The organism is Niastella vici (assembly GCF_002077945.1).
Classification (GTDB): Bacteria; Bacteroidota; Bacteroidia; order Chitinophagales; family Chitinophagaceae; genus Niastella; species Niastella vici.
Window position 1 is genome coordinate 630,372 of the sequence record NZ_LVYD01000001.1, and the last position, 15,614, is coordinate 645,985.

The window sequence follows — 15,614 nt, forward strand, 5'->3', positions numbered from 1 at the left end:
ATCAATTTTTATATGAACACATTACCTATCTCAGCTTCGGCCATTGTTATATTGTTGTTCCTGGTCTTTGTTCTTTCAAGCGCCATTCGCATCTTACGCGAATACGAACGGGGTGTTGTCTTCAGGTTAGGCCGCCTGATGGCAGTTCGCGGGCCCGGCCTCATTCTGTTAATACCGGTCATTGACAAAATGGTGAAAGTAAGCTTGCGCACCGTGGTAATGGATGTGCCGCCGCAGGATATCATTACCGAAGACAACGTATCAATAAAAGTGAATGCGGTTGTATACTTCAGGGTGTTGCAGCCACAAAAGGCCATTGTAGAAGTGGAGAATTACCTGGTGGCAACTTCCCAGTTCTCGCAAACCACCTTACGTAGTGTATTGGGACAATCGGAGCTCGATGACCTGCTTTCACAACGCGAAAAAATAAATCAGAAACTGCAACAGATCATTGATACCCATACCGAACCATGGGGTATAAAGGTATCGAACGTTGAAGTGAAACAAATTGACCTGCCCCAGGAAATGCAACGGGCAATGGCCAAACAGGCTGAAGCTGAACGCGAACGCCGCTCGAAGGTGATTGCCGCGGAAGGGGAATACCAGGCCTCGCAGCGGCTGGCAGATGCTGCCCGCATTCTGAGCGATCAGCCCAGCGCGCTTACCTTGCGGTACCTGCAAACCCTAAGGGAGATCGCTACCGAAAATAACTCAACCACCATATTCCCTGTACCCATTGACCTCTTAACCCCGTTTTTAAATATGGATAAGGGAAAGGGAAAACTAATGGATTCTTAGTAATGTGATATATTTATAAACCCTGACTCATATTTACATTTTATTAATTTCCCGGGATAAACACGGAGTATTCTTTTATTAAATGTCTCTTATACAGTAACTTCATAATGGGGATTTTTGAGTCAAAAACGATAAATTGATGCTTACCGCCGGTCGCTTGCCAGCGCATTAATTTTTAAAGCAGAAGAAAACCGGAACATGAGTGCAGAACATCAACGACTTGCGGTTAACTCCACAAGGACAATTCCTTTGGAGCAATGGGGACCGTATTTAAGCGAACGCCAATGGGGTACTGTAAGAGAAGATTTTAGTCCAAACAGCGATGCCTGGAATTATATAACCCATGACCAGGCCCGTTTTCGCGCCTACCGTTGGGGCGAAGATGGTATTGCCGGCATTTCTGATTTCTTTCAGAACCTGTGTTTTTCCGTAGCTGTATGGAATGGGAAAGACGCTATACTGAAAGAACGGCTTTTTGGCCTTGGCAACTATGAAGGTAATCATGGCGAGGATGTGAAAGAATTGTATTACTACCTCGACAATTTGCCCACCCATTACTACATGGAGTATTTGTATAAATACCCACAGAATAAATTTCCATACGATGACCTTTTATCTGTAAACAGACAACGCTCCCGCACTGAGCCGGAGTACGAGATACTGGATACAGGCATCTTCAATAACAATGAATATTTTGATGTAAACGTTACCTACGCAAAACATAGCTCAAGTGATATTTGCATCAGGATCAATATTCATAACCATCATACCAAATCGGCCGAAATAACAGTATTGCCTACCCTATGGTTTTATAACCGCTGGAGCCATGATGCCTCAAAGAAAAAACCTTCTATTGCATGGCGCGATAAAACCTCGGTAAAAGCTACTCATCACCGGCTGGGAACTTATTATTTATATTTTCAACCCCCGCGCGATTGCCTGTTCACCGAGAACGAAACCAATTTTGAAAAAGTGAACGGCAAACCCAATCTGTCTCCTTTCACCAAAGATGCCTTTCATGGTGCCATCATAAAAGGAGAGAATATTGCGGCATTGCGGCAGAAGAAATCAGGGACCAAGTTTTCGCCTGTATACAAATTAAGGATACAGGGCGGCCGGTCAGAAAGCATTTATCTGCGCCTGAGCAATAAAATGATAGATACTCCTTTTCAGCCTGGCTTTGAAGACATCTTCACTTTGCGGAAAGAGGAAGCAGATGCATTTTATGCAAAAGTATTGGCCAACACGCCCAATAGCGGGCTGGCGAAAATTCAACGCCGGGCGCTGGCAGGCTTACTATGGAGTAAACAGTATTACCACTTCGATGTTGAAAAATGGCTAACCACCGGCGACCAGATAACGCCGGCAAGCGCCTCAAGGTTAACCGGGCGGAACCATGATTGGAAACACCTCAAGAACCAGGATATCATTTGCATGCCCGATAAATGGGAGTACCCCTGGTATGCAGCCTGGGACCTGGCCTTTCAGTGTATTCCCATGGCCATGGTTGATCCGGTTTTTGCCAAACACCAGCTTACGCTGATCATGCGGGAATGGTATATGAAACCCGATGGACAATTACCCGCGTATGAATGGAATTTCAGTGATGTGAACCCACCGGTGCAGGCCTGGGCAGCACTGGAAGTGTACCGAATTGAAAAGAAGCAAACCGGCAAGGGCGATATTCCATTTCTGAAACGCATTTTCCAGAAGCTCATCATCAATTTCACCTGGTGGATAAACCGGAAAGATTCCAATGGGAACAACATGTTCCAGGGCGGGTTCCTTGGCCTGGATAATATCGGGGTATTTAACCGCAGCCACCTGGTGCATAACGATATGGAACTGGAACAGGCCGATGGCACCAGCTGGATGGGGATGTATGCCCTGAATATGATGGATATGGCCCTGGAAATAGCCATGCACGATAACTCATTTGAAGATACTGCAACAAAATTCTTCGAGCACTTCGTTATGATCGCCGAGGCGCTGAATGAGCAGGGCATGTGGAACCAGGAAGACAAATTCTTTTATGACACCCTGTCAATTGCCGGTTCAGAACCATTGCATTTACGCATCTTCTCCATTGTAGGCCTCACCAGTCTTTTCGCGGTATCAACCATTGAAAAGCGCATGCTCGATAAACTGGGTGATTTCAGAAAACGCATCACCTGGTTCGAGAACTACCGGAAGAAAAATAATAAGTTCTGGCCCAATGAAGAAAGAAGCGATGGCAAAACTATTTTACTGTCACTGGTGCCAAAAGAACGGGTGGTGTTCCTGTTGCAGCGGTTGTTGGATGAAACGCAGTTCTTATCACCATGGGGCATACGCGCTTTGTCGAAACACCATGAAAAGAATCCGTTTTCGGTAACCATCCGTGGTACTGAATATAAGATACAATACGAACCCGGCGATTCTACATCAGATATGTTTGGCGGCAACTCCAACTGGCGCGGCCCGTTATGGATGCCGATAAACTATATCATCATTCAATCAATTCGCCACTTTGGTGAGTTTTATGGAAATGAGCTGGAAGTGGAATGCCCTATTGGTTCAGGAAATAAAATGAATTTGGTAGAGGTAGCCGAAGAACTCACGCGGCGATTGATCACGTTGTTTCAACCAAACCAGCATGGCAAACGCCCGGCGCATGGGGCATACAGCTGGTTTTATCAACGTTCAGAAAATGCCGATCTTGTTTTGTTCTATGAGTATTTTCATGGTGAAACCGGTGCGGGCCTTGGCGCCAGCCACCAAACCGGATGGACGGCACTGGTAGCTGAGCTGGTGCATTCCCTGTCAGAAAAACAATTTATAACAGACGAAGAGCCAGCGCCTGTAAAGAAACAACCGCAGACAGAAGAATAGATTAACTCAACAACAATAATCCCGGGTGATCAATATCTGTTACAGGATATGTCATCCGGGATATTTTTTCAATAGGCTGATTGTCTTCACATTTGTAACTGTTCTCTTATCTTCCAAACAGCCATCGTTCCCCACCCTGCCCATGGCATAAACATTGCAAAACTATAAGCGAGAAGGACATAATTTATACATAAAAGGATAGCTATGAAGAAAGTATATGTAGTTATTCCGGCTTTCCTTTTTGTGTTTGCATCAGTATGTGCACAGAACGATTCTGCAAGCCTACGAAGTGTCGATACAACACCCATATTACAGCCGGAAATAAAAGCAAAACCAAGAGAAGTTTATAAATTGAACCTGGGGGCCGATATACCGGTGACCGCTACGGGAACTATATGGTCGTTATACGCCTTTACAAAAATTTATAACAAAGATGCTTCCAACGAAGAAACGATACTGGCATTGAATAAAAGCGATGTCAATAGGTTCGACCGTTGGGCAATAAAGCCTTATTCAAAAAGGATCGATGATATCAGTTATATTCCATTCTATGCATCGATGCCCATGCCGGTATTTTTCTTATTCGATAACAAAATGAGAAAGGATTTTGCAAAGTTGTCGTTCCTGTATCTGGAAGCGATGTCGGTAACCGGATTGCTATATACCGGGTCAACCTATTTTACCAATAGGTACAGGCCCTATGTATATAGTGAAGAAACTGATCTTGATTATCGTACGCGCGGTGGCGGTAAGAATTCGTTTTATGCCGGTCACGTGGCGTTGGTGGCCACCTCCACTTTCTTTATGGCGCAGGTGTATGCCGACTACCATCCTGAATCAAAAATAAAATGGGTTTTTTATGGAATAGCAACAGCTGCTACCGGTGCAACCGCTTATTTACGGCATGCTGGTGGCCTGCATTTCCCTTCTGATATTTTATTAGGTGTAGTACAAGGTACAGTGACCGGCTTACTGGTACCCCGCATTCACCGCACCAAATGGATCAAAAATCCAAATCTTTCTATAATGCCGTTTATGGGGCAATCGAATGGACTGGCGGTAAGATATAAACTATAAGATCAGCGTGAAGCAGATAAAGAAGTGGCCCTGAATTATATCACAGAAAATTCTATAGGAAATTCTACAACCCCTGACACATTCTTTAATGCGTTGGGGGTTAATTCCAAAGCCATAAATACTTCGGCGGGTGCATCGAATGGTGGTCTGATGTGCCAGCGGGCTGCGGGTAAAAATCCAAATTTTGGAAAATAGTATTCATGACCAAAAACGAAAACATCGGTATAACCAAGTTCAGTTGCTTTTTGTAAACCGAAGGTGATCATTTTAGCACCAACGCCTCTTTTTTGATAAACAGGATGAACTACCATTGATGAAATACCCAGGCTTTGGTAGTGGTAGTCGCCATTTGTAATGGTGACCTTAGAAAATAAAATATATCCGATTAAAAGACCATCTGAATAAGCTACCAACGATAGTTCAGGAATAAAATTTGGTCCCTGGCGCACATGATCAACCAACCGGGCTTCATTTTCCTGTCCAAAAACCAATTTGTTTAGCTCAAAGACATCATCGATGTCATCTGGCTTTTCGGGGTGTATAGAAATGTTCATAGTAGTAACATTACATAAGTTATAATACAAATTACAAACCACATTTTTTTCGATGGCCTGCTACCATACAACGTTACCGTGCTACTTATAAGATAACGTGGTTAACTTAATAGTTGTATGCAAAAGGAGAAGATTTTGTTAACGACTGGTAAATACCTCTACAATATCTACGTAAAATTCGGCTGCGGGGTTTTCTCTAAACTAAAACTACCAGTGAGTTTCTACCTGCCCGCTACCAATTTTGCGACAGCATCATTTATGTATAACAATCACTTAGGCTGATTGTTGTGCCGTTTGTATTCACTTGTAATTACGACAGTTACATTTCCAGCGCCGCCACTTCGCGGGCATAATCATGTTGAAGGTCTTCGTGCAAAGCAAGCAGGGCCTTGTTTATTTTTTGAACCTGGCCTTTGTACAGGTTGGCAATAACGGGGTTTTTTTCAATGGGAATGCCTGATTCCTTAATGGATTGGCAAAAATAGATCAGCAGTTCAACGGTAACCTGGGAAGAGCCGGTATACCTGAGATGTTTAGTGATGTGTCTTAATATTTTGCGCAGTGTTTTTTTAACGAAATATAAACTGCTATGGTTTATTTGTGCAAATTCGGCATCAATTTCCTTTTTTATTGATTGTACAAAGCCATTTTCATCATGTGCTTCGAAGAGCAGGTACGTTAGTAATTCTTTATTTTCCTTTTTATATTTTGCCAGCCGCAGGCACAGTTCGGTTAATTCTGCTGCCGGCAAATTCAATAATTCCTGTTTTAGTTCATGAACGGATGCGCTTCTCATGGGTACAAATTTAGTGTCTTTACAAATCCTGTAGTTTTCGGTTCAAAACCCAGATGCTGGTAAAAGGCATGCGCCTCTTTTCGTTCGTCGCGGTTCCCGCTGTTTAAAAGGATGTGGCCGGCGCCCAGTTCAATTGCCCAGTCGGTTGCTTTTTGCAACAAGGCTTTTCCTAACCCCAGTTTTCTGTATGCTTTATATACAACCAGGGCCCCCACACTGATATATATTCCGTTTTTTTCATAGTAAATATTTCGCACCAGCCCTATCATGCCTGCTACCTGGTTATTGCAAACAGCAATCCAGGTGGCATAGTCGGGATGGTGCTGCAGCCCGTTATAACGGGCCTGCATTTCAGCCACCGTTGTGGGGTAGCCCAGTTCGTTCATCAGCGATGCCAGGGCGGCAACGTCCTCCTCCTTTGCAGGCCTTATAAGGATATTATTTCCAACCATAGTAGATTAAAAATACAGCACTTAACGAAATGCACAAGTATTACCTTTGGTATACTAATAAAGATCATGTCAACACTTACCATTACCACCATACAAAGCAATTTGCATTGGGAGAACAAAGTTGCCAATTTGCAACAATTTGAAGAAAAGATCAGGCAGTTGCAACGGACCGAAATAGTAATTCTGCCCGAAATGTTCAGCACCGGGTTTAGCATGCAAACAGAAAAACTGGCCGAAAAAATGGATGGCCCCACTGTTGCATGGATGAAGAAGCTATCGGCCGAAAAAAAGATCATCCTCACCGGCAGTTTGATCATTGAAGACGAGGGCAATTATTACAATCGCCTGGTATGGATGTTGCCTAATGGCCAATACGGCTATTACGACAAACGCCATTTGTTTGCCTATGGCCAGGAAGACCAGCATTATACACCCGGCAATAAACGCCTGATCGCTTCCGTGAAAGGTTGGAAGATCAACCTGCTGGTATGTTACGACCTGCGGTTCCCGGTGTGGAGCCGGCAAAAACCGGCCGATTCATCTCTCGCCGATCTCGTTGCCTCGGAAATGGAAGCGCATGATTTTCCCATGCCCCCGCCGGAGGAAACAGGTTCATCAGCCACTGAACAGTCGCCGGAGTATGATTTGCTGGTATATGTTGCCAACTGGCCCGAGCGCCGCAATCATGCCTGGAAAACATTGTTGCAGGCCCGGGCAATAGAGAACCAATGTTATGTAGTGGGTGTGAACCGCGTAGGGAACGATGGCAATGGCAATTACCACAGCGGCGATAGTATGATCGTTGATGCTATGGGAACTGTGCTGTATACAAAATCACACGAAGAAGATATTTTCACTATAACCCTGGAAAAGGGATCACTGGAAGAAGTACGGAATAAATTGCCATTCCTGAAAGATGGAGATCGCTTCCTCATTGCTTAATAGACAGCTTCACATCACCCAACCAATTGAATAAACAGCATGTATACAGCTTATACAAACGGGAAAATATTTACAGGAGAAGAAATAGCCGCTAACAAAGCCGTATTAACAGAAAGTGATGTAATTGTTGACGTAGTGAATGCAGATGCCGTTCCCTCCCAATACAGAACAGAAGACCTGAAAGGATTTACATTGGCCCCGGCCTTTGTTGACCTGCAGATCTATGGAGGCAATGGAAAATTATTCTCGCAAGATCTAAGTGTGGAATCGTTGAAGGCTACGTATGAATATTGTTTACATGGCGGGTGTACGCATTTTATGATCACCATGGCCACCAATACTATTGAAAAATTCCTGCAGGGTTTTGAGGTAGTGCGGGCTTACCGCGAACAGGGTGGTAAGGGCTTGCTGGGTTTGCACCTCGAAGGGCCTTACATTAACCCGGTAAAAAGAGGCGCGCACCTGGAGGCCTGTATAAAAACACCTACTGTTGAAGAAGTGAGTATGCTGCTGAAAAAAGGCGAAGGCGTTTTCAGAATGATGACTGTGGCGCCTGAAACATGTGATGATGCAATTATTGAATTGTTGCAAAGCCATAACATAATTATTTCTGCAGGCCATACCAATGCCACTTATCAACAGGCGATGACCGCTTTTAATAAAGGCATTCCGGCCGCCACGCATTTATTTAATGCGATGTCGCCTTTGCAACACCGCGAACCGGGTATGGTGGGCGCCATCATGAATCATCCCTTTGTAAGGGCCAGCATTGTTTGTGATGGAGTTCATGTTGATTATGCGGCGGTACACATTGCCAAAAAAGTATTGGGGCGCCGGCTGTTCTTTATTACCGATGCAGTCGCTGAAACTACTTCAGGTGAATATCAACACCTGTTCAGGGGCGACAGATATGCTTTACCCGATGGAACATTGTCGGGCTCGGCGCTTACCATGCTGCAGTGTGTAAAAAATGCGGTTGCTTATGCCGGTATATCTCTCGAAGAAGCCTTGCGTATGGCCGCGGCTTATCCGGCACAACTGATCACTGCTGAAAAACTGGGAAAAATTGAAAAAGGCTTTCAGGCCGATTTTGTGGTGTTTGATGATATGCTTGAGCTGCAACGGGTTTATTGTTGAGCGATCCCTATTTTATGCATGATCATGCGGCGTATAACGGCTGCTTTGGGATCAATACCCCGGCGAATGGTTTCCTGCGTGGGCGACACCTGTATATCGGGAATAATGCCCCGGCCTTCTTTTACCAGGTCTTTATCCATTACCAACCTGAATTTGGGTAGTCTGAAACGTACTTTGGTATTGGGTAAGGTAACATCGGGGATCATCCAGGCTGTATTGCCATAGGCGCCACCACCCGTTTCTTCCCCAATCACTTTCACATTATGCTGGCCCTGCAGGGCTTTTACAAACAAGGTAGTGGCTGAAAAAGAATTGCCCCCTGTAACCAGGTATATATCTCCGTTGAAATGATTGTGTTTTTTGGGATGGAAATAATGCCGCTCAAAATACCCGAAATGATAGTGGCCATCTTCTTTCTGTTTGTGGGTTACAAACTGCATCAGTGACCAGTAAAATGGCTGCCAGGCTATGTATTTGTGGTATTTGCTGCTTTTGCGCACGGCGTACAATGAATCGGCCAGTTTAAATTTCTTGTCGACCAGGTACCGGGTCAACAGGGTAGAAATGCCGGCATCACCGCCGCCATTGGTGCGCACATCGACCACCAGGTGTTGAATATTGCGTTTTTTCATTTCGCGGAAAGCCTGGCGAAAGAAAGACCGTAATTTATTTCCTCTTGAAAACGTATGAAGGGTCATGTAAGCCGAAGACAGGCTGGTATCAATTTGAACCATGCGGGCGCTGAACGAGTAATGGCGGGTGCCATCTTTCGGCGGTTTGGTGGCTATCCTGTTGCCGGGAACCCGTTTAGTAGTGTCTTTTGCGGAAGGGTCGAATACCGGTACACTTACTGTTTGTTCGGCGCCCGTGCTATCTACATAGGTTACAGCGATCTGGTCCTTCATCCCCATTATATTCCGGTACAGGCTGCCAAAAGCCCCGCTGTTGCTAAGCGATTGGTATTTGCCATTGAGGCTGTTGCCATCACCCGAAATATAGTTCAGGAAGGTATCGGTAAGCTGCCTGGTGCTGTACCCGTCGATGGCGGTCACCAGCGTACCATATTTCAGGATGGAATCTTTTCTGTTGATATTGGCGATTATAGCCATGGAATCGCTCCAAACCTTGAAACTCAGGGGGAACATCTTTATTTTGGCGGTATCGAGGTACCGGCCAAATTGTTTGGAATACTTAACTGCGGTATGTCCGCAATGGATCTTACTGACAACAAAGGAAAGAACATTTCTGAACTGCTGTTCGGTCATGGAATCGGTGATGCTTTGGAAACCGGCATCGAAAAAATGATCCATGCTGTCTTTCGGGGTGAACCAGTACAGGCTGGGATGCGATTCTTCCAGGATCCCGCGGAAAACGCGGTAGTCCTGCTGTAATTGGTTTTTAGTGTATTTATGCTGAGGATCAAAGGATTGCCGTGATGCAGAGCAGCCAACAAGGCCCGAAATCAAAACAATAATGGCAACGTTAACTAACTTCTGCATCATGCTATCACCGGTTTATTTTTTAAAGGCGTTCCAGCCCTGGGCTGTAATGTTATGCACGTGGCCGCCTTTGGTATTTATTTTTATTCCTTCAGCGGCATCGGTCATATAGCCAATCACGCTAATTTGTTCATTTAAAACGATCTTTTCGTAATCAGATTGTTTCATAGTGAACAGTAATTCATAATCTTCGCCCCCACTTAACGCACAGGCCGTTGGGTCTATTTCAAATTTAAAGGCCGCTTTGCGCATTTCCTCGGCAATGGGTATTTTTTCCTCATACAATACGCATCCAAGTTGGCTTTGTTCGCAAATGTGCAGTACTTCCGAGCTCAGTCCATCGCTGATATCCATCATGGAGGTGGGCATAATTTGCTGCGCATCCAGGAACTCAATGATGTCTTTACGGGCTTCGGGTTTTAACAGCCGGCCAATCACATAGCTTTCGCCTTCCAGGTCGGGTTGCACCTGTGGGTGCTCGAGGTAGATCTGTTTTTCACGTTCCAGGAACAGCAAACCAACGTAGGCGGCGCCCAGGTCGCCGCTGCAGCAAAGCAGGTCGCCTTTTTGGGCGGTATTCCTTTTAACATATTTACCGGGCGTTACTTCGCCAAGGGCAGTTATGGAGATCACAAACCCTTTTTGCGAAGAACTGGTGTCGCCACCTATGAGGTCGACCCCATACTTTTCGCAGGCGGCATAAATACCTTCATAAAATTCGCTGAGCGCTTCCACACTAAAGCGGTTGCTGAAGGCGATGCTCACTGTAATTTGGGTGGGCGTGGCGTTCATGGCATAAATGTCGCTCAGGTTAACGATCACGCTTTTATACCCCAGGTGTTTAAGGGGGGTATACATGAGGTCAAAGTGAATGCCTTCGACCAGCAAGTCGGTGGAAACCACGGTTTGTTTACCAAAATGGTCAATAACCGCGGCATCATCGCCAACGCCAACGATAGACGAGGCATTTTGCAGCTCAATATTTTTGGTCAGGTGTTCTATCAATCCAAATTCGCCCAGCGAACTTATTTCTGTTCTGCTTTCACTCATGATGCTGATATGGTATTATCTTTTAAAATAAATAGCAATATTCCGCCTTCGCGAAGCGAAGGCGGAGCAGGTTGAATAGACTATTAAAGTTATTGAATTATTCGGCAGGTATCCGGTATGGGCCTCTTATGCCTTGTCGTTCACCCATTTTAACACATCGTCGTGTATTTTCCCATTAGTGGCGGCGATATGTGGCTGGTAGGGTGAATAAGGATTGCCTTCAAAATCGGTTACTTTACCTCCGGCTTCTTCAACCATTAAAAATCCGGCGGCGCTGTCCCAGGCATTTAATTTGTGTTCGTAGAAACCGTCAAAACGGCCGGCGGCTACCCAGCAAAGGTCCATAGCGGCAGAGCCCAAACGGCGTACGGGTACCCCGGCCCTGATAAAGCGGGAAAATGCCTCGAGCGGGCCATTGGGTTGGTTGATATAAGTATAGGGAAAGCCGGTTACCAGGCATGATCTCATGACATCCGCTTCAGTACTCACATGAATGGTGTCGCCGTTGAGCGTTGCGCCCTTTCCTTTTTCAGCGAAATAATATTCTTTTATTATTGGGTTCAGCACAGCGCCCATGATCATAGTGCCATTGTACTCAAGACCAATGGATACACAGCAAATAGGAATACCATGGGCAAAGTTCACAGTACCATCGATTGGGTCGATGATCCATTTATACTGGCTGTCCATGATGATTTCCCCGGCTTCTTCACTCATGATATAATGGTCGGGAAACTGTTGTTTAATGGTATCAATGATGGCTTTTTCAGAAGCATGGTCGGCTTCGGTAACCAGGTTGTTTATACCTTCTTTATTGCTTATCTGCAATGTTTTTGAATTAAAATAATGCTGCAGCACCCTGGCGCCGGCTTCAGTGGCGTTTATTAGTGTTTCTTTTAACATGGCGCAAAGATAAGGGGGTGTTGAGGAACCTGATAACTTGTAAGCATTTCTGGTTTATTTTGCATCCTATGTTGCTGTCTGTCATAATTGTTAACTATAATGTGAAATACTTCCTGGAGCAATGCCTGTGCTCGGTACGGAAAGCTATTGGGGAAATGACTGTAGCAACCGGCGAGCGGAATGTGGAAGTGTGGGTTGTAGATAACAATTCAACCGATGGAAGCATTGAATACCTGCAACCAAGGTTTCCTTTTGTTCAATTTATAAAGAATTCGGCGAACCAGGGCTTTTCGAGGGCCAATAACCAGGGATTGCAAAAGGCCCAGGGCAAGTACATTTTGTTTTTAAACCCCGATACCATTATACCCGAAGATGCCTTTACAAGTTGTATTGCCTTTATGGAATCAACGCCCGATGCAGGGGCATTGGGTGTTCAAATGATAGATGGTACCGGACAATACCTGAAGGAATCAAAAAGAGGGTTTCCCTCCATGTGGGTATCGTTTTGTAAAATGAGCGGGTTAACGCGTTGGTTCCCCACTTCAAAGATATTTGCCCGGTATTACATGGGGCATTTGAGTAACCAGGAGGTGAATAAAGTAGATATACTTTCCGGCGCTTATATGATGGTAAAAAAGTCTGCGCTGAATAAAACCGGTGGTTTCGATGAGCAGTTCTTTATGTATGCCGAAGACATCGATCTCAGTTACCGGTTACAGCAGGCGGGGCATATCAATTATTATTTTCCGCATTGTTCCATTATACATTTCAAAGGCGAAAGCACCCGCAAGGACAGTAAGTATGTACGCCAGTTTTACAAAGCGATGGTGCAGTTTGTACAGAAGCACTTTCATGGGGAGCTGGCCTGGTTTTATACGGGTTTGCTGGAAGCCGTGATCTGGTTACGGGCAGGATTAACTTTTGTAAGCAGGGAACATGAAGAACGATCATTAAAATACCAGGGCACGCCCACCTTTTATTTGGCCGGCGATGAAAAAAGCGCGAATGAAGTGCGATCGATCCTAACGGCATTTCCCAGGTATAGCATTACCACCAACAATGAAGACGCCCGGGAATGGATCTTCTGCGAAGGCCCTTCGTTCCTGTTCAGGCAAATGATTGAACAATTGAAAACCTGTCCGCCCTGGTTAAAAGCATTTATTCATGCCAGTGGTACTTATACTATTGTGGGAAGTCATTCAAAAGACCAGCGGGGATTTGTGATTGTGCTGGAGTAAGTGCAAAATTACCTGGGTGAATACGTGAGTAAAGATAACCTGCCTGTTTATCGTTATACCTTCTTCAATTACTTAGTTTAGCGGCATAATTCACTATTTACTATGAACCCGTAAATATATTACACCAGTCCCCGGCGCCACTTTAAGGATTTATAAAAAACAGTTGCACATCTATCGGTCATTTTTACACGCCTATTGGCAAAATTGCACGAATATTAAATTTTAAAACTTACTATTTACAGCTATTGTAGATTTGGTTAATCAATTTGACCTGCTGGCAGAAATATGTCCCATCCATAGTAGCATTACTGTTTAATTCCTCTATACGATCTCAATTTATTGCGCCTGGCTATTGCCGGGCCATGGTATCATTAATTATCATTTCATAACCATTTAAATTTCACTTATTATGAAAATTCGTAGGATCTATTTAGTTGCAATTGGTATTATTGCCATCCCTTTTCTTTTTGCGTTAACCCTGCCAGCTAATGATGAATTGTTTTTTGCCGATAATGGGCAGATCCGCAGTTTTGACAACATGCACCGCATCCTGTTCAGGCGTGATGAAGATAAAATGGAGATGCGTGAATATGGAAGCATTATTTTCTCGTCGGGTGCAGTATATGGAACAGAAATGGAACGGATGAGAGTTGATCAGGATGGTAACGTGTGTATTAATACGATTGATCCAAAAGGATACAGGCTTGCTGTAAATGGTGATGCGCTTTTTACAGGTAAAGTGGGAATTGGCACTGATAACCCTGGTTCCATGCAACTGGCCGTTGAAGGCAGAATTGGCGCGCGTGAAGTACAGGTTACTTTGCAAAATCCTTTTCCCGATTATGTGTTTGACTCAAAATACAAATTGAAGAGTCTTAATAATCTGGAAAATTATATCAACCAGAACAAACATTTGCCAGGAATTCCTTCTGCTGCTGACGTAGAAAAAAATGGCGGTATTGAGCTTGGAAAAATGAATACGAAGTTGCTTGAGAAAATAGAAGAATTGACGTTACATGTTATTGAACTTAATAAAAAAATAGAAAAACTGGAAAAGGAAGCATCGATAGCTAAATAAGCAAACCTTACCTCACTAAAATTAATCGAATGAAATACTTAATATATAAATGGCTTGCGGTATTGCTGCTACTTTTTTTCGGCAGCGTTGCCATTGCACAGAATATAAACCTTCCCTTTAAAACCTCCTGCGGCTACTCCACAGCGTGTAATCCTTTTTTGAATAGTTATAGTTGCACACAGTCAATTGTCATTCGGGCAACACACGGGTCGCCGAAATTTTATGCGGCAGATTCATCAATTGAATTTCGGGCAGCATTAACCTCCACAGAACAGCTAGGGGAGGGCCTTACGTTTGCATATCTGTTTAAAGCAGGTAAATCATACACGATTAAATTCAAATATAAGGGCCTACCCTCCACACAGTTAGTAGCTTATCCTTATTTAATTGCCGGATTTACCAATGATCCGCCAAGATATAATGATGGTTGTGGGCTTGGATACCTTCCACGCGTCGATATGGATAATCCAACTAAATTTACAGTTACCAAAAGTGAAACCACCTCATCTTTTGATTTTGTACCAGGAAAGGATTACTTCAACCTGTGGATACTTACGTCTCCTTTACAATTCGACGAGACCGGGTTATTGCTTATTTCCCTGGAAATTGTTGATCATGGCGTACCGCCTACCTATACCTGTTACCAGAATGGCACTTTTGATTTTTGTAGCCAGGTTTGGAATAAAAGTGTAGACGTAAGAGCGGCTAATCCAATATCACTTAATTGTGATGCTTTCAAAACGTCGAGCTTACCGGCGGCCGGATCTACTTTCGTAAGGCGCTTTACCGCACCTTCGATAAGGCTTTCGCCAGGCTTTATTGCTTATGCAGCAGACCCATCAGGCGCCATACGAACGTTAAGGATATTGCCGTCTACAGCTCCCTGCACTCAGGCATTCAGGGTTGCTTCCGGGGTCAGCAATATTCAAAACGAGGTAGCATTGGAACAACCGAAACTGGAAAATGTCAAAATTTATCCATCGCCATCCAACGGATTGGTAAATATTCAATTTAACAGATCTGAATTACTGAATGCAGAAATAACAGTGACAGATCAATCGGGCCGGATAGTATATAAAATGAGTAACAAATCGGAAAGTAACCAGATACAACTAAACTTACAGCACTTATCAAACGGTTTATACTTTATTAAAGTAAATGCACAAAATAAGGTAGCCGTTAAAAAAGTATTGATCAGTAAATAATCTGTTTGAATTAA

14 protein-coding genes are annotated in these 15,614 nt (G+C 44.2%); 8 read left to right on the top strand and 6 right to left on the bottom strand.

From position 1 onward, the window contains the following. The first annotated feature begins 12 nt into the window (after positions 1–12). From A3860_RS02910 to A3860_RS02920, 3 genes are all read left to right on the top strand, one after another. Complete coding sequence (locus A3860_RS02910; RefSeq protein ID WP_081145018.1) at positions 13–798, top strand: slipin family protein; 786 nt, start codon at positions 13–15, stop codon at positions 796–798. A 198-nt stretch (positions 799–996) separates the two neighbouring features. Beyond that, entirely contained in the window at positions 997–3,669 is a 2,673-nt protein-coding gene (locus A3860_RS02915) for an MGH1-like glycoside hydrolase domain-containing protein (RefSeq protein WP_081145019.1), read from the top strand. Positions 3,670–3,873: 204 nt separating this feature from the next. Beyond that, positions 3,874–4,746, top strand: coding sequence for a phosphatase PAP2 family protein (locus A3860_RS02920; RefSeq protein WP_081145020.1), 873 nt, complete (start codon positions 3,874–3,876; stop codon positions 4,744–4,746). A 35-nt stretch (positions 4,747–4,781) separates the two neighbouring features. Here A3860_RS02920 and A3860_RS02925 read toward each other — a convergent pair whose 3' ends face one another. The 3 genes from A3860_RS02925 to A3860_RS02935 all read right to left on the bottom strand — a co-directional run bounded on the left by A3860_RS02925 (position 4,782) and on the right by A3860_RS02935 (position 6,548). Next, positions 4,782–5,300: a GNAT family N-acetyltransferase gene (locus A3860_RS02925; protein ID WP_081145021.1), complete on the bottom strand. Its 519-nt coding sequence runs from the start codon at positions 5,298–5,300 to the stop codon at positions 4,782–4,784. Positions 5,301–5,619: 319 nt separating this feature from the next. Then, the gene (locus A3860_RS02930; protein ID WP_081145022.1) at positions 5,620–6,096 is read right to left on the bottom strand and encodes a hypothetical protein; all 477 of its coding nucleotides are present in this window, start codon (positions 6,094–6,096) and stop codon (positions 5,620–5,622) included. After that, positions 6,093–6,548 (bottom strand): GNAT family N-acetyltransferase, encoded by a 456-nt coding sequence (locus tag A3860_RS02935; protein WP_216823359.1) that lies wholly within the window; start codon positions 6,546–6,548, stop codon positions 6,093–6,095. The genes A3860_RS02930 and A3860_RS02935 overlap by 4 nt, the downstream gene beginning before the upstream one ends. A gap of 66 nt (positions 6,549–6,614) precedes the next feature. On the opposite strand from A3860_RS02935, the gene A3860_RS02940 reads away from it, so the two are divergent. Further along, a complete protein-coding gene (locus tag A3860_RS02940) occupies positions 6,615–7,490 on the top strand; it encodes a nitrilase family protein (protein ID WP_081145023.1) in 876 nt (291 codons plus the stop codon). A gap of 39 nt (positions 7,491–7,529) precedes the next feature. Then, entirely contained in the window at positions 7,530–8,627 is a 1,098-nt protein-coding gene (nagA, locus tag A3860_RS02945) for an N-acetylglucosamine-6-phosphate deacetylase (RefSeq protein WP_081145024.1), read from the top strand. Here nagA and A3860_RS02950 read toward each other — a convergent pair. The 3 genes from A3860_RS02950 to A3860_RS02960 form a co-directional block, all read right to left on the bottom strand. After that, a complete protein-coding gene (locus A3860_RS02950) occupies positions 8,618–10,129 on the bottom strand; it encodes a S41 family peptidase (RefSeq protein ID WP_081145025.1) in 1,512 nt (503 codons plus the stop codon). The two genes, nagA and A3860_RS02950, sit on opposite strands and share 10 nt — an antisense overlap. A 12-nt stretch (positions 10,130–10,141) precedes the next feature. Next, positions 10,142–11,176, bottom strand: coding sequence for a thiamine-phosphate kinase (thiL, locus tag A3860_RS02955; RefSeq protein WP_081145026.1), 1,035 nt, complete (start codon positions 11,174–11,176; stop codon positions 10,142–10,144). A gap of 126 nt (positions 11,177–11,302) precedes the next feature. Beyond that, positions 11,303–12,079, bottom strand: a complete 777-nt coding sequence (locus A3860_RS02960; protein ID WP_081145027.1) for an inositol monophosphatase family protein — start codon at positions 12,077–12,079, stop codon at positions 11,303–11,305. A 68-nt stretch (positions 12,080–12,147) separates the two neighbouring features. Here A3860_RS02960 and A3860_RS02965 point away from each other — a divergent pair, with 68 nt between their 5' ends. The 3 genes from A3860_RS02965 to A3860_RS40910 all read left to right on the top strand — a co-directional run bounded on the left by A3860_RS02965 (position 12,148) and on the right by A3860_RS40910 (position 15,600). Then, positions 12,148–13,317: a glycosyltransferase family 2 protein gene (locus A3860_RS02965; RefSeq protein WP_081145028.1), complete on the top strand. Its 1,170-nt coding sequence runs from the start codon at positions 12,148–12,150 to the stop codon at positions 13,315–13,317. A gap of 409 nt (positions 13,318–13,726) precedes the next feature. Then, a complete protein-coding gene (locus A3860_RS02970) occupies positions 13,727–14,395 on the top strand; it encodes a hypothetical protein (protein WP_081145029.1) in 669 nt (222 codons plus the stop codon). Between the two features lie 458 nt (positions 14,396–14,853). After that, a complete protein-coding gene (locus A3860_RS40910; RefSeq protein WP_158085122.1) occupies positions 14,854–15,600 on the top strand; it encodes a T9SS type A sorting domain-containing protein in 747 nt (248 codons plus the stop codon). The last annotated feature ends 14 nt before the right edge of the window (positions 15,601–15,614 follow it).